The 22,257-nt window shown below is 65.6% G+C and carries 22 protein-coding genes, 4 tRNA genes and 1 pseudogene; 15 read left to right on the top strand and 12 right to left on the bottom strand.

Features of this window, described 5'->3' with window-relative positions; all coding sequences use genetic code 11:
• The first annotated feature begins 64 nt into the window (after window positions 1-64).
• From pstS to pstB, 4 genes are read left to right on the top strand one after another with little or no spacing between them, the layout of a single operon-like run.
• Window positions 65-1,204 carry a phosphate ABC transporter substrate-binding protein PstS gene (pstS, locus tag B133_RS0114715; RefSeq protein ID WP_026256456.1) on the top strand — a complete coding sequence of 380 codons (1,140 nt, stop codon included), beginning with the start codon at window positions 65-67 and terminating at the stop codon, window positions 1,202-1,204.
• A 43-nt stretch (window positions 1,205-1,247) separates the two neighbouring features.
• On the top strand, window positions 1,248-2,306 hold the full coding sequence (gene pstC, locus B133_RS0114710; RefSeq protein WP_026256455.1) for a phosphate ABC transporter permease subunit PstC: 1,059 nt from the start codon (window positions 1,248-1,250) through the stop codon (window positions 2,304-2,306).
• On the top strand, window positions 2,303-3,217 hold the full coding sequence (pstA, locus tag B133_RS24960; protein ID WP_018602129.1) for a phosphate ABC transporter permease PstA: 915 nt from the start codon (window positions 2,303-2,305) through the stop codon (window positions 3,215-3,217). The genes pstC and pstA overlap by 4 nt, the downstream gene beginning before the upstream one ends.
• 9 nt (window positions 3,218-3,226) lie before the next feature.
• Window positions 3,227-4,003: a phosphate ABC transporter ATP-binding protein PstB gene (gene pstB / locus B133_RS24955; RefSeq protein WP_018602127.1), complete on the top strand. Its 777-nt coding sequence runs from the start codon at window positions 3,227-3,229 to the stop codon at window positions 4,001-4,003.
• 80 nt (window positions 4,004-4,083) lie between these two features.
• Here pstB and B133_RS0114695 read toward each other — a convergent pair whose 3' ends face one another.
• On the bottom strand, window positions 4,084-5,058 hold the full coding sequence (locus B133_RS0114695) for a zinc-binding alcohol dehydrogenase family protein (protein WP_018602125.1): 975 nt from the start codon (window positions 5,056-5,058) through the stop codon (window positions 4,084-4,086).
• An 80-nt stretch (window positions 5,059-5,138) separates the two neighbouring features.
• Here B133_RS0114695 and B133_RS0114690 point away from each other — a divergent pair, with 80 nt between their 5' ends.
• Window positions 5,139-5,645 (top strand): MarR family winged helix-turn-helix transcriptional regulator, encoded by a 507-nt coding sequence (locus B133_RS0114690; protein WP_026256454.1) that lies wholly within the window; start codon window positions 5,139-5,141, stop codon window positions 5,643-5,645.
• Window positions 5,646-5,651: 6 nt separating this feature from the next.
• Here the strand turns inward: B133_RS0114690 and phoU are convergent, their stop codons facing one another.
• From phoU to B133_RS0114670, 4 genes are all read right to left on the bottom strand, one after another.
• Entirely contained in the window at window positions 5,652-6,317 is a 666-nt protein-coding gene (gene phoU, locus B133_RS0114685) for a phosphate signaling complex protein PhoU (protein ID WP_018602122.1), read from the bottom strand.
• A gap of 72 nt (window positions 6,318-6,389) precedes the next feature.
• Window positions 6,390-8,477: an LCP family protein gene (locus B133_RS0114680; RefSeq protein ID WP_026256453.1), complete on the bottom strand. Its 2,088-nt coding sequence runs from the start codon at window positions 8,475-8,477 to the stop codon at window positions 6,390-6,392.
• Between the two features lie 207 nt (window positions 8,478-8,684).
• Complete coding sequence (gene dusB / locus B133_RS0114675; protein WP_198291073.1) at window positions 8,685-9,866, bottom strand: tRNA dihydrouridine synthase DusB; 1,182 nt, start codon at window positions 9,864-9,866, stop codon at window positions 8,685-8,687.
• A complete protein-coding gene (locus B133_RS0114670; protein ID WP_026256451.1) occupies window positions 9,854-10,855 on the bottom strand; it encodes an acyl-ACP desaturase in 1,002 nt (333 codons plus the stop codon). The genes dusB and B133_RS0114670 overlap by 13 nt, the downstream gene beginning before the upstream one ends.
• A 182-nt stretch (window positions 10,856-11,037) precedes the next feature.
• Here B133_RS0114670 and B133_RS0114665 point away from each other — a divergent pair, with 182 nt between their 5' ends.
• On the top strand, window positions 11,038-11,502 hold the full coding sequence (locus B133_RS0114665) for a hypothetical protein (protein ID WP_018602113.1): 465 nt from the start codon (window positions 11,038-11,040) through the stop codon (window positions 11,500-11,502).
• Between the two features lie 15 nt (window positions 11,503-11,517).
• Here B133_RS0114665 and B133_RS24950 read toward each other — a convergent pair.
• Window positions 11,518-11,940: pseudogene (locus B133_RS24950) on the bottom strand (TetR/AcrR family transcriptional regulator); the annotation flags it as partial.
• Window positions 11,941-12,000: 60 nt separating this feature from the next.
• Here B133_RS24950 and B133_RS0114660 point away from each other — a divergent pair.
• Window positions 12,001-12,960, top strand: a complete 960-nt coding sequence (locus B133_RS0114660; RefSeq protein ID WP_026256450.1) for an oxygenase MpaB family protein — start codon at window positions 12,001-12,003, stop codon at window positions 12,958-12,960.
• 15 nt (window positions 12,961-12,975) lie between these two features.
• Here the strand turns inward: B133_RS0114660 and B133_RS0114655 are convergent, their stop codons facing one another.
• Both B133_RS0114655 and B133_RS0114650 read right to left on the bottom strand, forming a co-directional pair.
• Window positions 12,976-13,371 carry a DUF732 domain-containing protein gene (locus B133_RS0114655; RefSeq protein WP_018602109.1) on the bottom strand — a complete coding sequence of 132 codons (396 nt, stop codon included), beginning with the start codon at window positions 13,369-13,371 and terminating at the stop codon, window positions 12,976-12,978.
• 257 nt (window positions 13,372-13,628) lie between these two features.
• A tRNA-Lys gene (locus B133_RS0114650) sits at window positions 13,629-13,701 on the bottom strand.
• A gap of 156 nt (window positions 13,702-13,857) precedes the next feature.
• On the opposite strand from B133_RS0114650, the gene B133_RS0114645 reads away from it, so the two are divergent.
• The 3 genes from B133_RS0114645 (at window position 13,858) to B133_RS0114635 (ending at window position 14,157) form a co-directional block, all read left to right on the top strand.
• Window positions 13,858-13,930 (top strand) — tRNA-Glu (locus tag B133_RS0114645).
• Window positions 13,931-13,966: 36 nt separating this feature from the next.
• A tRNA-Asp gene (locus tag B133_RS0114640) sits at window positions 13,967-14,043 on the top strand.
• A 40-nt stretch (window positions 14,044-14,083) separates the two neighbouring features.
• A tRNA-Phe gene (locus B133_RS0114635) sits at window positions 14,084-14,157 on the top strand.
• Between the two features lie 16 nt (window positions 14,158-14,173).
• Here the strand turns inward: B133_RS0114635 and B133_RS25185 are convergent.
• Both B133_RS25185 and B133_RS0114625 read right to left on the bottom strand, forming a co-directional pair.
• Entirely contained in the window at window positions 14,174-14,308 is a 135-nt protein-coding gene (locus B133_RS25185) for a hypothetical protein (RefSeq protein WP_018602107.1), read from the bottom strand.
• Between the two features lie 171 nt (window positions 14,309-14,479).
• Entirely contained in the window at window positions 14,480-15,604 is a 1,125-nt protein-coding gene (locus B133_RS0114625; protein WP_198291005.1) for a phosphatidylserine decarboxylase, read from the bottom strand.
• Between the two features lie 344 nt (window positions 15,605-15,948).
• Here B133_RS0114625 and B133_RS0114620 point away from each other — a divergent pair, with 344 nt between their 5' ends.
• Window positions 15,949-16,980 carry a linear amide C-N hydrolase gene (locus tag B133_RS0114620; RefSeq protein ID WP_018602104.1) on the top strand — a complete coding sequence of 344 codons (1,032 nt, stop codon included), beginning with the start codon at window positions 15,949-15,951 and terminating at the stop codon, window positions 16,978-16,980.
• A gap of 7 nt (window positions 16,981-16,987) precedes the next feature.
• On the opposite strand, the gene B133_RS0114615 is transcribed toward B133_RS0114620, so the two are convergent.
• Window positions 16,988-17,548, bottom strand: coding sequence for a TenA family transcriptional regulator (locus B133_RS0114615; RefSeq protein ID WP_026256449.1), 561 nt, complete (start codon window positions 17,546-17,548; stop codon window positions 16,988-16,990).
• 160 nt (window positions 17,549-17,708) lie between these two features.
• Window positions 17,709-18,962, bottom strand: a complete 1,254-nt coding sequence (locus B133_RS0114610; RefSeq protein WP_018602100.1) for a DUF4010 domain-containing protein — start codon at window positions 18,960-18,962, stop codon at window positions 17,709-17,711.
• 215 nt (window positions 18,963-19,177) lie between these two features.
• Here B133_RS0114610 and B133_RS0114605 point away from each other — a divergent pair, with 215 nt between their 5' ends.
• The 4 genes from B133_RS0114605 (at window position 19,178) to B133_RS0114590 (ending at window position 22,244) form a co-directional block, all read left to right on the top strand.
• Window positions 19,178-19,366, top strand: a complete 189-nt coding sequence (locus B133_RS0114605) for a hypothetical protein (RefSeq protein WP_018602098.1) — start codon at window positions 19,178-19,180, stop codon at window positions 19,364-19,366.
• A 91-nt stretch (window positions 19,367-19,457) separates the two neighbouring features.
• A complete protein-coding gene (locus B133_RS0114600; protein ID WP_026256448.1) occupies window positions 19,458-20,342 on the top strand; it encodes an alpha/beta fold hydrolase in 885 nt (294 codons plus the stop codon).
• Window positions 20,339-21,187 (top strand): SDR family oxidoreductase, encoded by an 849-nt coding sequence (locus B133_RS0114595; RefSeq protein WP_018602094.1) that lies wholly within the window; start codon window positions 20,339-20,341, stop codon window positions 21,185-21,187. Before B133_RS0114600 ends, B133_RS0114595 begins: the two co-directional genes overlap by 4 nt.
• A 97-nt stretch (window positions 21,188-21,284) precedes the next feature.
• A complete protein-coding gene (locus B133_RS0114590; RefSeq protein ID WP_018602092.1) occupies window positions 21,285-22,244 on the top strand; it encodes a cytochrome c oxidase assembly protein in 960 nt (319 codons plus the stop codon).
• The last annotated feature ends 13 nt before the right edge of the window (window positions 22,245-22,257 follow it).

Here is a 22,257-nt window from a genome sequence, read left to right as displayed (position 1 = left end):
CAGTGTCCACTGCGGCCGCATACGTTGCCGGTGAGCCCGACGCCGTCAACCGAAAGTGGGATACGTGAAGCTCAACAGCATTGGTAAGAGGGTCGGTACGCCGCTGGGAGTGGCGTTGTCCGCGACGGCCGTCGCCGCGCTGACGCTGACCGCCTGCGGTAGCGACAACAACACCGGCACCACATCCGGCTCGTCGGCCTCCGGGACCGCCGCGACGTCCGCCGAATGTGGTGGCAAGAACGCGTTGACCGCAGAAGGCTCGACGGCCCAGCAGAACGCCATCGCGCTGTTCAACCAGGCGTGGGGTCAGGCCTGCCCGGGCAAGAACCTCTCCTACAACCCGACCGGATCGGGCGCGGGCCGCGAGCAATTCATCGCCAAGCAGGTCGACTTCGCGGGTTCGGACTCCGCGCTGAGCGGCGACCAGGTCAAGGCTGCGGCCGATCGTTGCAGCGGAAACCCGGCCTGGAACCTGCCGCTGGTGTTCGGCCCCGTCGCGGTGGCTTACAACCTCGAGGGCGTCGACAAGCTCGTCGTCAACGGCGAGGTGCTGGCCAAGATCTTCCAGGGCCAGATCAATAAGTGGAATGACCCCGCCATCGCAGCACTCAACGCCGGTACCAACCTGCCGGACACCGACATCAAGCCGGTCTACCGGTCGGACTCTTCGGGCACCACCGACAACTTCCAGAAGTACCTGGCCGCCGCCGCACCGCAGGCGTGGACCAAGGGAGCGGGCAGCGAATTCCAGGGCGGTGCCGGTGAAGGCGCGCAGAAGTCCTCCGGTGTGGTGCAGGCCGTGCAGAACACTCCGGGAGCAATCGGCTACGTGGAGAAGGGCTTCGCCGAGCAGGCCAAGCTGGCCGCCGCGCAGATCGACAGCGGCGCAGGCCCCGTCGCGCTTACCAACGATTCGGCCGCCAAGGCGATCGACGCCGCCAAGTTCGCCGGCGACGGCAACGACCTGGTGCTCGACCTCAATTCGCTGTACGGCTCCAAGGAAGCCGGGGCCTACCCGTTGGTGTTGGCGACCTACAACATCGTCTGCTCCAAGGGCTACGACGCCGAAACCTCCGCAGCGGTCAAATCGTTCCTGACCGTGGCCGCCAACCAGGGTCAGGCGGGGCTCGGCGACGCCGGCTACGTCCCGCTTCCTGACGCCTTCAAACAACGCCTGCTTACCGCGGTCAACGCGATCGCCTAGTTCGCTGGCGCAATTATTCTGGTGAGGATGGACTTTCGATCGCATGACCGACAGGGGCCCAGACGGGACAACCGTGACAACACCTGATCCTGCCGACTCGGGGTCGGGCGACGCACTTGCCGCGCCCGACCTTCAGCCGGAACCCATCCCCACCGAACCGTCCCACGGGGCGGCGAAAGTCCGGCTGGGCGACCGCATTTTCCGGGGTCTGGCCGAAGGTTCGGGCATTCTGATCGTCGCGCTCATCGCGGCGATCGGGGTGTTCCTCCTCTGGCGGGCCATCCCGGCGCTCGCCCGCAATGAGGAGAACTTCTTTCTCTACGGCGGGAACTGGATCACCACCGACACCTCGGCGATGCACTTCGGCATCTTCGACCTGTTGCAGGTGACAGTGTTCGTGTCGGTGTTCTCGTTGATTCTGGCGATGCCCGTCGCACTGGGCATCGCGGTCTTCCTCACCCATTACGTCCCGAAACGGATGTCGGGTCCGCTGGCCTACATGGTCGATCTGCTGGCCGCGGTGCCGTCGATCGTCTATGGCGTGTGGGGCTTGTATGTGCTGGCGCCGGTACTCAAACCACTGGCGGTGTGGCTCAACGAGAATCTGTCGTGGCTGTTCCTGTTCAAGACGGGCAATGTGTCGCTGGCCGGCGGCGGCACGATCTTCACGGCCGGCATCGTGCTGGCGGTGATGATCCTGCCGATCATCACCGCGGTGACACGTGAGGTGTTCGTGCAGACCCCTCGCGGGCAGATCGAGGCCGCATTGGCCCTCGGCGCCACCCGCTGGGAGGTGGTACGGACGACGGTGCTGCCGTTCGGGATGTCGGGATACATCAGCGGTGCGATGCTCGGCCTGGGCCGGGCACTCGGCGAGACCATCGCCCTGCTGATCATCCTGCGCGGCACCCAGACCGCATTCGGCTGGTCCCTGTTCGACGGCGGTTACACCTTCGCCAGCAAGATCGCCGCCACCGCAAGCGAATTCAACGATCAGTACAAAGCCGGCGCCTACATTGCCGCAGGCCTCGTGCTGTTCATCCTCACGTTCGTGGTGAACTCGCTGGCGCGTGCCGTCGTCGCCGGAAAGGGTCGGTCATGACTTCGACACTCGACCAGCCGGTCAAGACACCCGTCTTTCAGGGCGTCAGCCTTCGCCGCAAGCTCACCAATCACGCTGCGACGGCGCTTGTCTCGGGGTCCATGCTGATCGCGCTGGTGCCGTTGCTGTGGGTGCTGTGGTCGGCGATCGCCAAGGGGTGGAGTGCCCTGACCTCACCGGTGTGGTTCACCAACTCCCAGTCGGGAATGACCGCGTTCGCTCCCGGCGGCGGTGTCTACCACGCCCTGGTGGGCACGCTGCTGCAAGGCTTCGTGTGCTCGATCATCTCCATTCCCATCGGTGTCATGGTTGCGGTGTACCTCGTCGAGTACGGCGGCGGCACCCGGCTGGGCAAGCTCACCACATTCATGGTCGACATCCTCACGGGTGTGCCCTCGATCGTCGCGGCGCTGTTCGTCTACGCGCTGTGGGTGGCCACCCTGGGCTTCGGTCGGTCGGGCTTCGCGGTGTCACTGTCCTTGGTGCTGTTGATGATTCCCGTGATCGTCCGCGCCACCGAGGAGATGCTGCGCATCGTCCCGATGGATCTGCGGGAGGCCAGCTACGCGCTCGGCGTGCCGAAGTGGAAGACCATACTGCGCATCGTGATCCCGACGGCGCTGTCCGGCATCGTCACCGGTGTGATGCTGGCGCTGGCCCGCGTGATGGGCGAGACGGCACCCCTGCTGATCCTGGTGGGCTATGCGCAAGCGATCAACTTCGACATGTTCGACGGGTTCATGGGATCGCTGCCGGGCATGATGTACGACCAGATCTCGGCAGGCGCCGGTGCCAACCCGGTGCCAACTGATCGGCTCTGGGGTGCCGCGCTGACGCTCATCCTGCTGATCGCGGTGCTCAACATCGCGGCCCGATTGGTCGCCAAAATCTTTGCCCCCAAGAAGTTCTAGGAGCACACCATGGCCAAGAGGCTCGATCTCAAAGACGTCAACATCTACTACGGGTCGTTCCACGCGGTTGCCGATGTCGCGCTGTCGGTGCAGCCACGCAGCGTCACCGCATTCATCGGCCCGTCCGGCTGCGGCAAGTCGACCGTGCTGCGCACCCTTAACCGCATGCACGAGGTGATTCCTGGCGCCCGCGTCGAGGGCTCGGTGCTGCTCGACGGTGAGGACATCTACGGCGCCGGCGTCGACCCCGTCGGCGTACGCAAGACCATCGGCATGGTGTTCCAGCGGCCGAATCCGTTTCCCACCATGTCGATTCGTGACAACGTGGTTGCCGGACTGAAGCTGCAGGGTGCGCGCAACAAGAAGATGCTCGACGAGGTCGCCGAGCGCTCGCTCAAGGGCGCGAACCTGTGGAACGAGGTCAAGGACCGGCTCGACAAGCCCGGCGGCGGCCTGTCCGGCGGTCAGCAGCAGCGGTTGTGCATCGCCAGAGCCATTGCGGTGCAGCCCGATGTGCTGCTGATGGACGAGCCCTGCTCGGCACTCGACCCGATCTCCACGCTGGCCATCGAGGACCTCATCTCGACGCTTAAGCAGGACTACACGATCGTCATCGTCACCCACAACATGCAGCAGGCCGCCCGCGTCAGCGACCAGACGGCGTTCTTCAACCTCGAGGCCACCGGCAAGCCCGGCCGGCTCGTCGAGATCGACGACACCGAGAAAATTTTCTCCAACCCCAGCAAGAAGGCCACCGAGGATTACATCTCCGGCCGGTTCGGCTGACTTCTTTCCTTTCTCCCGCGAGCAGACTCCAAGGTCCCGGAAACCCGGCGTGTCAGGTGCTTTGACGTCTGCTCGCGGGGCTAAGGCGTCAGCACCACCCGGGTGCCTGATGGTTCGCGGGCCGTCCACACCTGCTCGACCTCGGCCAGCGGCCGGGCCTGGGTGCGCAACTCCAACTCGCCTGCCGCGACCATCGCAAACATCCGGGTCAGTCCCTCGGTACGGGCCTGGAGCAAGGCCTCCGGCGGGACGCTGCCGATGCCCACTCCGCTGACGGTGATGCCGTTGCCGCGCAGCACCCCGGCGTCCAGCTCCAGCATGGGCCCTGCCATCGAGCCGATCTGGACGAACCGCGTGGAGTGGTAGTGCGCCGACGGGTGGCTCGCGGCGAGCGCGCCCAGTGTCTGCGCTGCCGGGTTTCCCCAGAGGTAGTCGAGCACTGCGTCGAATGGCCGCTGCGCGTGTAGCGCCTCGACGCGAGCCCCGAGATCTTCTGTGCCGAGGGCGATTGCGTCGTCAGCACCGACGGAACGCAGCCATTGCAGCCGGTCGGGGTCGCGACCGGCGACCACAACCTGGCCAGCACCGAAGACGGACTTTGCGAGCTGCACGGCCGTGGCGCCGGTGACCCCGGTTGCCCCGAGCACCAGCACGTGGTCGCCGGGTTTGACGGCGGCCGCATGGGTCAATGTGACCCACGCGGAGACGCCCGGGTTGGGCAGGGCCGCGGCGGTCACGGAGTCCAGCGTGTCGGGGATCTCGACGCCCCCGCGGGGATCGATGAGGGTTCGCTCGGCCATCATGCCGTAGGGCGCAAGCGCGCCGGTATAGACGCGTCGGCCGTCGGCGAGCCGGGCCACCCCATCCACACCTGGAATGGCTGGGAGCTGAATCTCCTTGCTGGCGTAGTGCTTTCCAGATACCAACGCGCGAGTGAGATTGGTCAGGGCGGACGACTCGACGGCGACCACCTCGGCGCCGTCGCGGGGCTGAGGTTCGGGTAGATCGGTGTAGGTGGGCACCCGACCCCATTCGTTGACGACTGCGGCCTTCATGCCGACTCCTTTGGTTTCCCGGAATATAGTTTCACTGGAAACGATATACGGGCCGCGGGTGAGATGGCAATATGGTTTCCGTGAAAACCAAGCTCGCGCTGGTCGATGACATCACCGCGCTGATCGGCGCAGTCGGAGACAAGTTCGACGACGGCGACGACGGCGACGCCGAACGTGATTTCCTGGTGGCGCGGTGCCCCGCCCGGCTGGAACGCGCAGTGCGGGATCTGCCCACGTTGAGCATGCACCTGCTGGCCGATATCGCCGACGGGCCCGTCAGTGTGGTGGGTTTGGCGGCACGGTCGGGCAGGCTCAAAGGCACGGTGTCCAAACATGTTCAGCGTTTGGTGGTCGCCGGGCTGGTAGCGCGAGAACCAATTCCCGGCAACCGCAAGGAGATCGAGCTCAACCTCACCGCGGACGGTGAGCTGGTGGCCGATGTGCACCGCCAACTGCATGCCGAAATGGATTCCGGGTGGCGCGATTTCCTGCTGCGCTACAGCAGTGCCGAGCTGCAGGTGCTGACCAAGGTGCTCGGCGACCTGGCGGCCGCCCGTAAAATCGGCGTCCGGTTGGTGCCGGATTGATACCGACTATCGCTGTGTGATGGCCTCGCCGTCCGGATAAACACCGGTGACTTGGAAGATTACCCGGCGGGCGACCTCGACGGCGTGGTCGGCGAAGCGCTCGTAGAACCGGCTCAACAATGTCACGTCGACGGCCGCGGTCACACCGTACTTCCAGTCCCGGTCCATCAACACGGTGAACAGGTGACGGTGCAGATCGTCCATCGCATCGTCTTCCTCCTGGATCCTGGCCGCCTTCTCCGGATCCCGGGTGATCAGCACCTCGCGCGCGGCGTGGCCCAATTCCACAGCCACGCGTCCCATCTCGGCGAAGTAGCCGTTGACCTCCTCGGGCAGGGCATGCTGCGGATGGCGCCGCCGAGCGATCTTGGCGACGTGCAGCGCCAGCGCGCCCATGCGGTCGACGTCGGCCACGATCTGGATCGAGCCGACCACCGAACGCAGATCACCGGCGACCGGGGCCTGCAGTGCCAGCAATACGAATGCGGATTCCTCGGCCCGCGTGCTCAACGCGGAAATCTGGTCGTGATCGGTGATGACCTGCTCAGCCAGGACCAGATCGGCCTGCAGCAGCGCCTGGGTGGCGCGCTCCATCGCGGTACCCGCAAGATCACACATCGCGCCGAGCTGGTCTGTGAGGGAATCCAACTGTTCGTGGTACTGGGTGCGCATGCGACAAGATTAGGCGGTCAGTTGCCGGGTCGTCACGACGCTACCGGTGAACGGAAGGTGAATGGCCCCCGATTATTCACAGGTGGTGTCGGCGGCGTTGGTGACGGTCAGGTCAGGGGGAAGCTCGGTATGAACGGTGCTGGTGCCGTGCACCACGTTCACTTGCACCTCCGAACCGCTCGGCGTGGGCGCGTTCACGTTGTGGAAATCGGAACCCAGAACCACTCGCACGACGCTGCCCATGCCGCTCACGCGTTCGATCGTCGGGTTGGAGAACGAAGATGCGACCGTGGCCGCGGCCTGCTCGTTACCGGGGGAGAAGAACACCGTGGTGGCTGACAGCGCCTCTGGGTAGTCGTCCGGGCTCGACACGTTAAAGCCGTGCTGCTGTAGTTCCTCGGCTGCGGTCGCGGCGAGTCCGTCTGCGCCGGTCGAGTTCGACACGCGCACGGTGACGTCCTGCGGGTCGGTCGTGACAGCGTTGACGAGTTCAGCGGGAGTGGGGTCGGTCGCGGGTGCCGGCGCCTCGGTCTGCGGGGTTTCGGACGACTGGGCGGCCGAGGTGCTCGACGGCGTGCTGCCCGGGACCGGGGTGTTGTCGGGGTTCTTCTCACCCGGCAGTGGATCGTCGTTGATGATCGCGTCGAACAACGCCCGCATGTCGTCGGTGCGCGGGGTCTCGTTGCCGCTCTCGTCGGCGTATCCGACCGTGGGCACCGTCACGAAGCTGATCCGCCCGGCGTTGACGCCCTGCACCGACTGGCCCAGGTCGACGAGGTCCTTGGTCTTGATGTTGTCGACGTAGCTGTCGGCGATGAACATGTTGACGACGTTGTTCAGCTTGCTCAGCGAGAAGAACGTGTCCTTGGAGATCAGCGAACGCAGCAACGAGGACAGGAACAGCTGCTGGCGTTTGATGCGGCCGTAGTCGCCGTTGAACTCGGTGGTCACCTGGCGCGCGCGCACGTAGTTCAGCGCAGTGTGGCCATCGACGGTTTGACGCCCGGCATTGGCCAGGACGGTACCCAGTTCGTAGTCCTCCAGCGGGGTGGTGCTGCACACCTCGACACCGCCGAGCGCGTCGACCATCTTGGAGAACCCGGCGAAGTCGACGGCCATGAACCGGTTGATGGACAGGCCGGACAGCTTCTGGATCACCTTCACCAGACATTTGGGGCCGCCGAATGCGAAGGCCGAGTTGATCTTGGTCTCGGTGTATACCTCGTCCGGACCGTAGGTGCCGGTGTCCTTGTCATAGATAGGGCCGTATGTCGAGGTCTCGGGATTCCACGGTTCGCATTTGATCGGCGTGATCGCCAGGTCCCGGGGGAACGAGACGGCGACCACGCGTTTGCGGCTGGCCGGGATGTTCACCAGCATGATCGTGTCCGAGCGGGCACCGTCTGCGGCTTCGGTGTCGCCCGCACCCATCTGGGCGTTGGCGCCGAACCGGCTGTCGATACCGACGATCAGGAAGTTCTCGTCGCCGAATTGGGCGTTGGGGTCGAGGATGTCGCGGGAATTCGGGTCGAGCGCCGAGACCTTGTTGAGCATGTTGTTCTTCGACGACTGCCACTGCCATGCGCCGCCCGTCAGCACCAGTGCGAGTACTGCCAGCAGCGCGGCGACGACACGGCCGGCCAGCTTCACTCTATGGTGGTTCGCCGGCACCGGCTCGATGATCTCCGTCAGCGGATCTCGATCGATCGGACGACCGACCGCGCGCGCCGGAGGCACGTGACCTGCTCGCAAGAAGCGATGTGTCGGTGCGGGCGAACGGGGGTGATCGTCGGGCGCAGCGGGCCTGGCCGCGGTGTCCGTAATGTCTCCGCGATTCGGCGAGGGGTCGTAGGCCGGGTCTTCGGCGTAGGCCGGGTCCGTAATCACCGCGTCGTCCGGGACGGCGCGGTGCCGCGAGCGGCGCGGGGCCGGTACGTCATCAGTGCGCGACATTCGTGCGATGAGGTCGGCGACGGTGACCCCATCGACGTGGCTGCCGGTCGGCTCGGCGGGCGCCGGATTGGCGTCGGCCACATGATCTGCGCGTTCCCACGGCGCGGCGCCTGGAAATGACAGCGGAGATCGGGTAAGCCATTGACTATCGTCGGCGTCTTGTGCGTGTCGCCGATGGCCAGGAGTGGCGTTGTCGCCGTCACTCATGTTCTACCGGCCTCCGACTCGGTGGGCGTGCGCGTCGGTGCGCATCAAGTCCTCCGGAACGCGTTGAGCGTCCCTAGCAGCAATAAGCGTGGTTGCGATCTTCGCCGCCGGCCACGACCGAACCCCCATCGTAACGAGGCGGCCCGGGTGTCGGCCAGCCAGAGAAGATGACGGACTCATCTCGAAACCGGGCCGAGCGGCCGGCAGTCAGCCTCCGGAGTGCATCACGTCAGCGCCGAAGGGCACCGCGCAGTCGTCGGGGTCATCCAGCCAGCCCTCTGGCAGTGACACCGACGCCGCAGAGCCCTGACGGCCGCGAGGGCCGGTCGCCGCGTCCGGAAATGCGGTGTCGCCGTCCAGCCCGCAGAGCAACTCGTCGAGTTCAGCCCGGGTTTTCACCAGAGCCAGCCCGCGGCGCAGGTCCGCGCCCGCCGGGAAACCATGCAGATACCAGGCCACGTGCTTGCGAATATCTCGCATGCCCTTGTCTTCGCCGAAGTGCTCGCTGAGCAGCTCGCCGTGGCGGCGGACGATGTCGGCGACCTCGCCCAGCGTCGGTGGAGTCGGTGCGGGCCGTCCGGTGAACGCCGCGGACAACTCGGCGAACAACCAAGGCCGGCCCAGGCAGCCACGACCGATGACGACACCGTCGCAGCCGGTGGCCGCCATCATCGCCAGCGCGTCGTCGGCTTCGAAGATGTCTCCGTTACCCAGCACGGGAACACCGGTGACATGGGCTTTGAGAGCGGCGATCTGCTCCCAGTCGGCGGTGCCGGAGTAGCGCTGCGCCGCGGTGCGGGCATGTAGCGCGACGGCGGCCGCGCCCTCTTCGGCGGCGATCCGGCCGGCGTCCAGGTGGGTGTGATGCGCGTCGTCGATGCCGATCCGGAACTTGACCGTCACCGGGATGTCGGTGCCTTCGACACCGCGCACGGCCGCCGCGACGATCTGACCGAACAGCCGCCGCTTGTACGGCAGGGCCGAGCCGCCGCCGCGCTTTGTGACTTTGGGCACAGGGCAGCCGAAGTTCATGTCGATGTGGTCAGCCAGCCCCTCGGCAGCGATCATCCTGGCCGCCCGGAACGTGGTCTCCGGGTCCACGGTGTAGAGCTGCAGTGACCGCGGCGACTCGCCGGGAGCAAACGTCGTCATGTGCATGGTGACGGGATGCCGCTCGACCAGAGCACGGGCCGTGACCATTTCGCAGACGTACAGGCCGCTGACGGTGCCAGCGCGGGCCACCTCCAACTCACGGCACAACGTACGGAATGCGACATTGGTCACACCCGCCATGGGTGCGAGCACCACGGGGCTGCGCAACGCGATCGACCCGATCCGGAGTGGGGATCGGGTCGACGCTGGTGCAGCCGGGGGACTTACGACGACGATGACGACACCAGGAGGTTCTTCATGGCCTTCTTCTCGGCCATCTTGCGCTCACGCTCCAGGCGGCGCTCCTTGGCGACCTCGAACTTCTCGCAGGCGTCCTCCAACTCCTGGACCAGCCGGCCCAGGTCGTCGCGTAGCCGAGCGCCCTCTCCGGTGAAGTCCTCACGCTCGAAGATGCGCCACTTCTTGAGCACCGGCATCACGACGTCATCGAGGTGGATCCGCGGGTCGTAGACGCCGCCGACAGCGATCACCACGGCCTTGCGGCGGAAGTCCGGCACCGTGTAACCAGGCATCTTGAAGTTGTCCAGCACGCGGTGCAGCGAGGCCATCGCCTGGTTGGGGCAGATGTCCAGACCCGCGGCGCTGACATCGCGGTAGAAGATCATGTGCAGGTTCTCGTCGCCCGAGATGCGCTGCAGCAGCTGGTCGGCGATGGGGTCGTCACACGCCTTGCCGGTGTTGCGGTGCGACACCCGGGTGGCGAGTTCCTGGAACGTCACGTAGATGACCGAGTCGAACAGGCTCTCCGCGAACAGGTCGCCCTGCTGGTTCTGGCCCGGGGAGAATCCGCGGGTGACCTGCTCGACGCGCAGCTCTTCCAGCTCCACCGGGTCGACGGCGCGGGTCACGACGAGATAGTCGCGCAGCGCGATGCCGTGGCGGTTCTCCTCAGCCGTCCAGCGGTTGACCCATTGGCCCCAAGCGCCGTCCATGCCCATGTTCATCGCGATCTCGCGGTGGTAGGACGGCAGGTTGTCCTCGGTCAGCAGGTTCTGGACCATTGCGGTCTGCGCGACCTCGGAAAGCTTGGACTGGCCGGGCTCCCAGTCCTGACCGCCGAGCGCGTAGTAGTTCTTGCCGTCGGACCACGGGATGTAGTCGTGAGGATTCCAGTCCTTACGCATCCGCATGTGCCGGTTGATGGCTGTCTCGACGACAGGCTCGAGCTCGTGTAGGAGCTGCAGGTCGGTCATTTCCTTCGACATGGGTGTTGGCCTTCCTCGTCACCGTCTGTCCGAGTTATCTGTACCCGCTGGTTGCACTCAATATATCTGTGTATCTCAGTGACATCAAGTTACTCCACCTTGTGGCACAGTGGCATGCGCCACGCGGCAGATAGCGGTAGCATCCGTCAATACTTCTCAGTGGATTTGGAGGTACGGCACAGGTGAAGAAGCTTTTCGTCGTCGGGGCGGGTTCGGCCATCGCGGCCACGGCGGCCATGACAACCGTCCTGTTCGGCGCTGGCGTTGCCGCTGCCGATCCCTACGTCGGACAGACCTACGCGGACGCCTCGTCGGCGGCCGGGGATGCGGGGCTGTCGGTCAAGATCGCGGCCCGCGTGGGTGACAAACTCTCGGAGAGCGACTGCATTGTGACGCGGTCGCAGACCCCACCCTTCACCAGCGCCAACGACGGTTCCCACCGCTCCGGTGAGGTCCAGTTCTACCTGAACTGCGAAGGCGCGTATGCGTCGGCCAACAAGCCCGGAGCGTCGGTGGCCAGTCCGGAGGGGCGTGCAGCCAAGGCTGCCGCTGACGCCGAGGCCGCGAAGGCTGCCGCCGAGCAGCAAGCGGAGTCGTCCGCGTCCGAGGAAGGCGAGCTGGCCGACGTCAGCACGCCTGACCAGTAATCGGTCAGAAGCTGAGCTGACTACGCGTCCGACGAGCATGTCGACGCAGTAGTCGATGAACTGATCTCGGCTGACCGGGAGCCTGTCGTTGAGGTACGCGGTAAACAGCGCGGTCAAGGCACCGATCAGGCTCGTTGCCACCATGGTCTGACGGACCGGATCGGCGATGCGGATGAGTCTCTGCTGCAGCAAGTCGATGAAGTTCGGCATCCACTCCGCCCCTGAACGGGCAAGCACGGGCTCGGATTCCGGAGTCAGGAGCAACACGCGGCCGCGGATGGGGTCGTCGACCATCAGGGCAACGAAGCGCTCCACCGCTTCGCGCGGCGTGGCCGCATTGCTCAATGCGGTCATCGCTGCTGCGCAGACATCGTCATAGACCGCGCGTACAAATTCGTCACGGTCGGCGAAGCTCTCATAGAAGTAGCGTTCGGTTAGTGACAACATATGTAGTCAAAATCACATGCGACACCGTTTCTGCTGGCAGAAAGTCCATTTGTGACTGAAGATACGTCTGGGACATGCCCGATGACCAGCGTCGCGCCCACCCCACTGGGGCCCGATTCGTTGACGTGGAAGTACTTCGGTGACTGGCGCGGCATGCTGCAGGGCCCGTGGGCCGGCTCGATGCAGAACATGCACCCGCAACTCGGCGCTGCGGTCGAGGACCACTCGATCTTCTTCCAGGAACGCTGGCCGAGGCTGCTGCGCTCGCTATACCCGATCGGCGGGGTGGTCTTCGACGGCGACCGTGCTCCGCTGACTGGCGCCGAGGTGCGCGACTACCACGTCAACATCAAGGGTGTCGACGCGCAGGGGCGCCGGTACCACGCCCTGAATCCCGATGTCTTCTACTGGGCGCATGCGACGTTCTTCGTCGGCACCATCATCGTCGCCGACCGGCTTGCGGGCGGTATCTCCGAGGCCGACAAGCGGCAGCTCTTCGAGGAACACAAGCAGTGGTACTCGATGTACGGCATGAGCATGCGGCCTGTCCCCGAAACCTGGGAGGACTTCCAGGCCTACTGGGATCACATGTGCCGCAATGTCTTGGAGAACAACAAGGCGGCTCGCGACGTGCTGGACCTATCCGAGCTACCCAAGCCGCCGTTCGCCGCGAAGATGCCCGGCTGGCTGTGGGCTCTGCAGCGCCGCTATATCGTGCACCCGCTGTTCGTTTGGTTCACCGTCGGTCTGTACGACCCCGCTGTGCGGGACCTAATGGGCTACACCTGGACCGACCGCGACGAGCGGCGACACCGGTTGCTGGGCAAGGTGATCGGCCACGTGTTCAAACTGGTGCCGAAGCGGCATCACTATCATCCGAGGGCCCGCGCCGGTTGGGATCGGGCGACCGGACGTATCCCCGCGGATGCACCGCTGGTGCACACCCCGGCCCGCAACTTGCCGCCGGTGGGCCACCGCGACAACGGGATGCATTACAGCCCGGCAGTGTGACCGACCGCGGCTGCGTCAGTGGCCTACAAGAGAGCGGTACTGCGGGCAGTAGACGTCGACCGCGCCCCAGATGAGGTTGATGGCTACGCCCTTCGGCAGACCGCTGGCAGTGAGCTGACCGAGGATGCTGCGTACTGTGCGGGCGGGCTCGATCTTGCCCGCCGCGACCTTCTCGCAGATCCCGTGGCCGGCCTGGGTGGCCTGTTCAGGGGATTCCACCGGGATGTCGAGCTGCTTGACGATGTCGAGGAACCTGGCGTCGTCGGCCGAATCGGCATGAGCCGGTGCAACGCCGAACGCCATGGCGGCGACCAACGCGGCCGCGCTGACCGATGTGGCAATAGCCCGAGTGGGCCGCACGCGAGGAAGACCGGATTCGGCCAAATGCCGCGAACCCCGCCGGGACAACATAGCGCGCTCCTTCGGTTCAACTGCCGATCCTGGGGGTAAACCTTAACTGGTAAATGCCTGTGATCGCCTAAGAGTGCTTTGGCATGCCCGGCATGCCGCTGGTCGACGGGCCCCGATGCCGGCCTGGCACCTCTGTGACATACACGGGGTCGTGAGGCGGTACAAAACTCCGGGTACCGGCCTTCACCCTGATCCGCAGCTACTAGACCGTAGAGGACACCTGACTGTCCTCTACGACGTAAACACTGTTTGACCAGTGCCCCCAGTAGGGCTCGAACCTACGACCTGCGGATTAAAAGTCCGTAGCTCTACCAACTGAGCTATAGGGGCGCGGAGTGAAAGGATACTTGGTGGGAGCGACGGTGTCTGCGGCCACCTAGTTTGTGCCTGCGACCACTGGGTTTGAGGATTTGGGCATCCGTACCCTAAGCTATCGAAGCTCCCAACGGACAACGTCGTGAGTACCCCGGAGAGATTCGGATTTAGGCCCCCATCGTCTAGTGGCCTAGGACGCCGCCCTTTCACGGCGGTAGCACGGGTTCGAATCCCGTTGGGGGTACGCTACGCAGTAACGCGGAGCACGCAAGGAAAGTAAGGCCCTGTGGCGCAGTTGGTTAGCGCGCCGCCCTGTCACGGCGGAGGTCGCGGGTTCGAGTCCCGTCAGGGTCGCCATTACGGCGAGGCATTTCGGTTGGAATGACCGACGCCTTCCGGCCAGGTAGCTCAGTTGGTACGAGCGTCCGCCTGAAAAGCGGAAGGTCGCCGGTTCGATCCCGGCCCTGGCCACTCACAGAACCCGCAGCTAGTCGCTGGTTTCGTTAAGCTGTTCCAGCTCGTCATCAAGGGTCAGTTGACCGCCGTCGTGGGTATCGTCCGGCACACGCAGACCCGTCTTGATGCCCCCAAGTCGCGCGGGCTGGTTATCAACCAACTTCACGTGCGGCCTTGCTCGAATGGTGCGCACGGCTGACGAACGTCTGAACCTCGTCGACCACCACAACAAGCAGCGGCAGGTCCAAGCCTGGACCTACACCCCGTTACCTCTTTCAGGGCGTGTCACCCGGGCGGGCGCCGGCTCGCACCGGTCACGACGCGGGCCGAGAGCCGCTTACAGGTTCGGGTGGGCGTAGCCGATACAGGTGCCGGTGCGCACGTGCTTGCCCGGGCGGCCGTTGAGCAGCACGTTGGACTTGCGCTGGAAGACCATGACGAAATCCGAGCCGCCGAAGGCGAAGTAACCGAGCTCTTCGCCCTTGTGGACCGTGACGCCCTTGTCCGCGGTGATGACCACCGACGAGACCGGCCACATGCCCATCGGCAGGCAGGCGACCAGACCGATCGGCGAATCGATGACGATCAGGCCGCGGGTCTGCACGAACTGGTAGCCGGTGCCGTCCAGGATGCTGAGCTCGTGCGTCTGCTTGCCGTCGACGACGGGACCGGGTGTGGCTTCGATGTCCAGCGACACCTGACCGGCGACGATGCGCGATTCGAGCACGGTGCCCGCGACCGGGGTGTGCCAGCGGTGGTAGTCGTTGGTGTTCAGGAACGAGTGCGTGAAGATGCCACCGGCGAACTCGTCGGCGTACTCACTGTCCTTCAGCAGTTCTTGGATCGACCACTGCAGGCCCTTGCTCTCCACCAGGATGTTGGAGTCGTTGTCGACCTCCCAGTAGTCGACGAAGGTGCAGTCGGCGGGCGAGGTGATGACGCTGTCGTCGGCGATCGAGGCGATCGGGCGCTGGCCGGGCTTCATGTGACGCGCGAAGAACTGGTTGAAGGTGAAGTAACCGCTGGGCGGAGCCTCGAACTCGTCCCATTGGAACAGCGGGTTGGCCTTGAAATCCTCGACGTGCACCACCGACGGCGGCGTGTCGAGGTAGGAACCCCAGGCATTGTCGAAGTCGATGATCCACTGCGACAACGGCGTTAGAGGCTTTCCCTCGTTGCCCGGCTGGACCTTGCTCTGCAGCGACTTGAGCGGCTCCTGGTCGAGGACGAAATAGAACTGGGTGACCTTCTCGTAGGTGACGCGCTGGGTGCCGAGGGTGTCGGGCGCCCAGACCGCCAGGCCGTTGAGCCAGTCGATGTATGAATCGAAGTCGGTCAGATAGGCGAGATCCGGCACGTTGTAGCTCGCCACCGTGGCGATGGCCTCTTCGAACTTGTCCTGCCAGCCATTCGCTTTGACCAGGTCGACGAGTCTCTGAACGGCCGGTTGCATCTCGTGCATGAGTTCCATCCTTGGGGATCCAGGAAAGCGTGCGGCACCCGCTCCGCTGAGGCGCCGATACCTTGCATGAAAACACGGCCGCGGAGGGGTCGGACGGAAATGACACGCTGGGGTTTTGCGTGTCACTACTTAAAACAAGCGAAACGAGCAGCGGGCATTGTTCGTCGCCCGACGGTTTCGGGCTCCAGAGATTCCGCTGCGACCCTGTCCGGTTTGTCCCTGGAATTTGCTACCCCCTCGATCGGGTCAAACATTCCCATGGATTAGGGGCTAAAAGTCCCGGGGAATGTCGGAGTTCGGCGCATACCCGGGATCGGCGGGGCCCGACAGCTAGGCTCGCTCGAATGTGTACACGAGTCATCTGGCCCGATGCGGGCGATGCGGTCCTGGTCGGCAGGAACATGGACTTCCACAAGGACCTGATGACCAACCTCTGGAAACAGCCGCGCGGCGTCTCCCGCGACGACGGAGCGTCGGGCAAGCTGACCTGGACCTCGAAGTACGGCAGCGTGATAGCCACCGCCTACGACATCGTCACCACGGACGGGATGAACGAGTCGGGCCTGGCCGGCCACATCCTGTGGCTGGCGGAGTCCAGCTACGGCGAGCCGGATCCCAACCGCACCCAGCTCAGCCAGTCGATGTGGCTGCAATACTTCCTGGACAACTTCGCCACCGTGGCCGACGCCGTCGCCTGGATCGCCGAGACGGATGTGCAGGTGGTGCAGATGGACGATCCCACCGGCGGTGCTCGCCCGGGCTTGCATCTGGCTCTCGATGACGCCACCGGCGACTCGGCGATCATCGAGTACATCGACGGGCAGCCGAAGGTCTACCACTCCAAGGACTACCGGGTGATGACCAATTCACCGACGTTCGACCAGCAGCTGGAGCTGGTCAAGTCCTTCCAGGGTCTGGGCGGGGATCGGCCGCTACCCGGCGACACGCAGGCCGCCGACCGCTTCGCTCGGGCCAGCTATTACGTGGCCCGGCTGCCCAAACCGTCGAGTCAGGTGGAAGCGATCGCCAGCATGTTCTCGGTGATCCGCAACGCCGCCCAGCCCTTCCGCATCCCGGATCCCGGTAAGCCAGAAGCTTCGCAGACCATTTGGCAGGTGGTTCTGGACCTGACCAACAAGCGGTACGTCTACGAGTCGACCACTCGCCCCAACGTCGTTTGGGCGGACCTGGCCGACCTCGACTTCTCCGAGGGCAGCCCGCAGCTCAAACTCGACTTGATGAGCGACCTTGCCGTCCAGGGCGGTATCGCCGGGAACGTCAGCGACAAGTTCGCGGACAAGGGGCCGATCACGTTCCTCTCGCTCACCCTGGAGCGCGAGCTGGAGAAGGCGGCGACCAAACCGGCCAAGAGCTGACGGGGCGTTATGGCGCCTCCCACGCCATATCCCAGAACTGCACTTCGAGGTGGAGCACCTCGGCCACCAATATGTCGTACCCGTCCACCGCGATTGCGGCGAGGCCATCGACATAGCTGGCGAATTCCGGCACAGTCCAGTGCGCGACGAACTCCTCGAACCGCGAGGTCGGCGATGCCGCGGATCTCCACGCCAGCAGGTAGACCCGCTCGATGGCCCATAGCGCGGTGACAGCCGCGTCGTAGGGCTCGTTGTCGAGCCGTTGCAGCAGTTCCCGGTAGGCCAATGTCGCCGGCAGCGGCGCGGCCGGCAGTTCGATCTGGCGCTGCGCGGCCTGTTCGTCGAACCAGTCCAGTTCGGCAACCAACGCTGCGCACCCGCCCGCCAGAACCGTCTGTGCCGGCCGAGGTGCCCGCGCCAACAGTCGGGCCTGAAAGGTCAGCAGATCGGCGACAAACAACGCGTCCTGGGCAAGCCAACGGTCGAATGCCGCGTCGGAGATGCTGCCGTCGCGCACGGCGTCCAGGAAGGTATGCCGGGTCGCGGCAGTCCAGAGGTCATCGAACACTTCACGGACTTTAATCGCGGAGCGTTCGGCCCGGTCGAACACCTGCCGTTGAAGGAGGAAGGCAGACTGGTCGCGCCGAGAATGACGCCAGGGTCGTTGCCGACGTTCGGTAGCGACCCTGGCGTCAGTTTCGGCGCATGGCGTTCGATGCCGACGGGCCTCATCCCAGGGCCACAGTCAATGTCAGCGCAGCGCCGAATACCACTGTGGGAGCGGCGATTGCGGCCAGGAACGCCAGCCCGAAGCGGTGACCACCCGTGGTGAAGGCCAGTGCTGTCTTGACCAGCAGATTAGAGCCCAGCGCCGCCGCGATGGCGACGAGTGCGGCATCGACCGTGACGTCGCCGTTGGCGGCCAGGCTGGCAGCGGCGACCGCCCCGGCGTGAGCATCGGCCAGACCCGCGGCGAACGCGGTGAGCACGAGCCCGTTGGGGCCGAGCATGTCGGCCGCCCACCGGCTGACGAGCAAAGCCAGGGTCAGCACCGCGGCCAGCACCAGCGCGGGACGCAGCACGAACGGGCGACTTGCGGGCCGAACCGGAGCATCGTCGCACTCCTCGGTCCCGTCATCCGGCTGGCGGGCGCCGCGATAGACGAACCAGGCGACCCCCACCAGCACGAGTGCGCCGGCGAGGACCGGGGGCCACAAGCGCCGCAGCACGTCGATGTCGACCACGCCGATCACCATCAGAAGCTGCACGAAGGTGGCGAGGCTCGCGACGAGCGCGCTGGCCAGCGGCGCGCGCAGCCCGGCCGCTGTTCGGCTGAGCCGGCCCATCGACGCGGTCGTCGCACTTGCCGAGACGAAACCGCCGGCCATACCGGTGACCAGCAGCCCGCGTTGCGGACCCAGTGCCCGCACGCCGATGTAGCCGACCCAGCCGATACCGGTGAGCAGGACGACGAGCAGCCAGATCTTCGCCGGGTTGAGCACGCCGTACGGTCCGAGCGCTCGGTCAGGCAGCAGCGGCAGGATCACGAATGCCACGACGAAGAACTTGATCGCGTCCTCGAGTTCGACCTCACTGACGATCTCGCGGACGAAGCGGTGGATGCGGGTCTTCGATACCAGTAGCCCGGCAACGACCACGGCGAGTGCCACGGCCTCGGCGGGGCGGGTGTAGGCAAGGGCGCCGAGCAGATAGGCGACGAGCCCGGCGATCTCGGTGGTGGTTCCCGGGTCGTCCGTGCTGGTACGGAAGTAGGCGACCGCCAGCAATGCCGCGACCCCGGCCGAGCCGGCCACCACGGCCCATGTGTCGATGCTGGCAGCGATGGCTCCGACCAGCGACAGCAGTGCGAAGGAGCGTGAGCCAGCCGGCAGTTTGCGGGTGTGGCTGCGTTCCCGTTCGAAGCCGAGCAGCAGGCCGATGGCCAACGCGACGAGGAACGGCTCGAAGTGCTGCCAGCTCACAGGATCACCCTATGCGGCGGCGGCTTTCACCCGGTACTCGTCACCGGCAGCAACGTGCTGAGTCCGATGCCGGTGATCGGTTGGCGCGAGGCGACTACGCTGCAAATACGGGGCGAAAGGGCCGATGAAGTGTGACGACGATGGTTGACCGTGCCTGGTTGTTTCGGGGGTTAGTGGCCTGCTGGGCTCTCGCGCTCGCCGGTGCCCCGGCTGCTATGGCTCAGCCGTCCGACACCGACAGCATCGAAGTGCGTTCGGGCGGACCGGTGCCCACGCTCAACGGCGTGCCCTGTGTGTCCGGACATCTCGGGACGTGCCTGAGTTTCCTGCAGAACAACCCGCCCGGCATGAGGCCGGTGGCGCCGCGGTCCGGCGTGGGTCACAGTCCGACGGTGCGCCGCTGACGCTGCCCGGGGGCTCTACCCGCAATTCTTGCGCGTGCCGGTACCGGCGCGTACCGTGGCCGGTACCTTGCAGTACCGAGGAGGTTTCGGCATGACAGAGCAGCACATCGTCGACGTGGGTGGCGGAATCGCGTTGTGCTACGAGCAGTTCGGGGATCCGGCCGACCCGCCCCTGGTATTGATCTCCGGGCTGGGGCAGCAGCTGCACTCCTGGCCGAACGGTCTGGTTTCCGAGCTCGTCGCGCGAGGCTGCCACGTCACCCGGTTCGACAACCGCGACGTCGGCCGGTCCACCCACATGCCCTTCCGCCCACCGCGCCCCGTGGCAATCATGAGGGGCGGCAACGATTCTCGGCAATACCACCTCGGCGACATGGCCCGCGACACCGTGGGCTTGTTGGATGCACTGGGCTTCGCGGACGCCCATCTGGTCGGAGTGTCGATGGGCGGAATGATCGCCCAGACCGTCACCGCGCACTACCCGGGCCGCGTGCGGACGCTGACGTCGATCATGTCCACCACCGGTGCGCCGCGGATCGGCAGGCCCGCGTTGTCGACGTGGCGGCGCATGGTCACCACCCGGCCGCCGCGCACCCGCGCCGAGGCGGTGGATAACGCAGTCGGGATATTCCGGCACATCGGCTCGCATGGATTCCCGTTCGACGAGGAATGGGTGCGGGAAAAGGCCGGCGCCGACTGGGATCGCGACCCGTCGACTGCGGGGACACCACGCCAACTGGCGGGCATCTTCGCCTCCGGTGACCGGACCGCCGAACTGGCGCAGATCGACGTTCCGACACTGGTGATCCACGGTGACCGTGACCGGATGGTGCACCCCACCGGCGGCGCGGCGACCGCCAGAGCGATCCGGGGCGCGCACCTGGAAACCATCGTCGGTATGGGACACGACCTGCCGCGCGGCGCTTGGAACCAGCTGGCAGACCTCATCACGAAGCACACCAAGGAGCACCTGTGAGCAAGCGTCGAACCATCAGCGGCCGCACGGTCGTCATCACCGGAGCCGCCTCCGGCATCGGGAGGGCCCTGGCCCAACGCCTTTCAGTGCATTCCTGTCCGGTGGCGATCGCCGACGTCGATGAGCTGAGCCTCAAGGAGACGGAGGCAAGCCTGTCTGGCCCGGTGCTGACCCGCGTGCTCGACGTGCGGGACGCGGACGATCAACGAGCGTTCGCCGATGAGGTGGCCGACTGGGCCCCGCAACCACTCGGCGCAGTATTCAACAACGCCGGCGTCGCGGTCGCCTCGACTGTGCTCGACGCCGTGCCGGAGGATGACCAGTGGTTGTGGGACATCAACTTTCACGGCGTGGTCAATGGGACGCGGGCGTTCCTGCCGATTCTGGTCGAGCAGGACGAAGGCGTGATCGTCAACACCTCAAGTGTCTTCGGGTTGGTCGGAATGCCGAGCCAAAGTGCATACTGCTCAGCGAAATTCGCTGTCCGCGGGTTCACCGACGCGTTGCGGCAGGAACTGCGGGGCACCGGGGTGACGGCCGTCAACGTGCACCCGGGCGGCATCGACACCAATATCGTGCGTAATGCCCGCTTCCGCAAAGACCCGGAAGGCCGGGGCCGCAACCAGTCTCAGATAGCCGACGAGTTCTCCGCGATCACCCTGACCCAGCCGGACAAGGCCGCCGAGATCATCCATCGAGGTGTCGAGGCCGGCAAGGCGCGCATCCTGGTGGGGCCGGACGCGTACGTGTTCGACGCGCTGGCCCGGATCGCGCCCACCCACTACTACGACGTGATCGGCTTCGCGCAGTCCCGGTTGCGGGCCCGGACTCAGGCGAGGCGGTAGCGGCGCATCCGACGGCATCACCCTTCATCTCCGGATCAACGCCGCCTGACAGTCGACGCACGGCAGACTGACAGGTACCGGTCGCATACTGTCGCCCATGCGAACCGAGGTCGGACCTCTGACATTGCAGGCTGTCCTGACGTCGTGGCAATTCGACGCGGTGTCGGTGGTCGTGGTGCTGGCGCTGGTCGCCGGCTACGGCTGGTGCGTGCGACGTAGAGGTCTGCGTGGCCGGCCCGTGTGGTGTTTCGGCGTTTCCATGGTGCTCTGGCTGCTGGCCACGGTCAGCATGATCGGGGTCTACGCATACGTGCTGTTTTGGGTGCGGGCGCTGCAGGTGGTGCTCCTGCTGCTGGTGGTGCCGTTCTTCTTGGCGTCGGCGACCCCTGTCACCGTGCTGCGCGGCGCCCTGAGCCCCGCAGGACAGGGCCGGCTCGACCGGCTGCTTGCCGGCCGGCTCGCCCGGGTCCTGCTGCACCCGGCTACCACGTCGATCGCCATGTTGGGCACGCCGTGGCTGCTGTACCTGACGCCGTGGTACACAGCCGCGCTGCAGCAGCCCGTCGTGGCCGCTGCGACTCGAATCTTATTGACGACCATCGGGTTCGGCTACTTCTACGCCCGCCTGCAGGCCGATCCGGTACCCAGACGTTACTCGCAGCTGATCTCGCTGCTGATCAGCGTGGTGGAGTCGATCGGCGACGGCGTCCTGGGCATCGTGCTGTGGCTGGGGCCCTTGATCGCACCGGCGTACTATACCGCGCTGCAACGGGATTGGGGCCCGAGCCTACGGATGGACCAAGTGATCGGCGCAGGTGTCCTGTGGATCCTCGGCGATGTCCTGGGGGTGCCGTTCTTGATTGTGCTGATGCGCGCATTGTCGGCCGACGAGAAGGCGCGCGCCGCCGAGGTAGATGCCGAGTTGGACCGGGCCGAATCCGAGAGCGCGGTCGCCGCCGACGACGCGTACGAGCCTGCCGCCGCCGAAGAACCTGCGCCGCCGAAACTGTGGTGGGAGGCCGACGAGCAACTGGCCCAACGGTTCCGCCAGGGGTAATCGCCAGCGGGCG

It is taken from the genome of Mycobacterium sp. 155 (assembly GCF_000373905.1).
GTDB lineage: Bacteria > Actinomycetota > Actinomycetes > Mycobacteriales > Mycobacteriaceae > Mycobacterium.
The sequence above is the reverse complement of the archived record's forward strand: the minus strand, read 5'-3'. Positions and strand labels throughout refer to the sequence as shown.

What these genes read in the sequence shown, in the direction of transcription:
- B133_RS0114590 (WP_018602092.1), top strand. Translation starts at nt 21,285, where the DNA reads ATGCGAACCGAGGTCGGACCTCTGACATTGCAGGCTGTCCTGACGTCG.
- phoU (WP_018602122.1), bottom strand. Translation starts at nt 6,317, where the DNA reads ATGCGCACCCAGTACCACGAACAGTTGGATTCCCTCACAGACCAGCTC.
- B133_RS0114680 (WP_026256453.1), bottom strand. Translation starts at nt 8,477, where the DNA reads ATGAGTGACGGCGACAACGCCACTCCTGGCCATCGGCGACACGCACAA.
- B133_RS0114695 (WP_018602125.1), bottom strand. Translation starts at nt 5,058, where the DNA reads ATGAAGGCCGCAGTCGTCAACGAATGGGGTCGGGTGCCCACCTACACC.
- B133_RS0114620 (WP_018602104.1), top strand. Translation starts at nt 15,949, where the DNA reads ATGTGTACACGAGTCATCTGGCCCGATGCGGGCGATGCGGTCCTGGTC.
- pstC (WP_026256455.1), top strand. Translation starts at nt 1,248, where the DNA reads ATGACCGACAGGGGCCCAGACGGGACAACCGTGACAACACCTGATCCT.
- pstA (WP_018602129.1), top strand. Translation starts at nt 2,303, where the DNA reads ATGACTTCGACACTCGACCAGCCGGTCAAGACACCCGTCTTTCAGGGC.
- B133_RS0114655 (WP_018602109.1), bottom strand. Translation starts at nt 13,371, where the DNA reads ATGTTGTCCCGGCGGGGTTCGCGGCATTTGGCCGAATCCGGTCTTCCT.
- pstB (WP_018602127.1), top strand. Translation starts at nt 3,227, where the DNA reads ATGGCCAAGAGGCTCGATCTCAAAGACGTCAACATCTACTACGGGTCG.
- B133_RS0114600 (WP_026256448.1), top strand. Translation starts at nt 19,458, where the DNA reads ATGACAGAGCAGCACATCGTCGACGTGGGTGGCGGAATCGCGTTGTGC.
- B133_RS0114670 (WP_026256451.1), bottom strand. Translation starts at nt 10,855, where the DNA reads ATGTCGAAGGAAATGACCGACCTGCAGCTCCTACACGAGCTCGAGCCT.
- B133_RS0114625 (WP_198291005.1), bottom strand. Translation starts at nt 15,604, where the DNA reads ATGCACGAGATGCAACCGGCCGTTCAGAGACTCGTCGACCTGGTCAAA.
- B133_RS0114605 (WP_018602098.1), top strand. Translation starts at nt 19,178, where the DNA reads ATGGCTCAGCCGTCCGACACCGACAGCATCGAAGTGCGTTCGGGCGGA.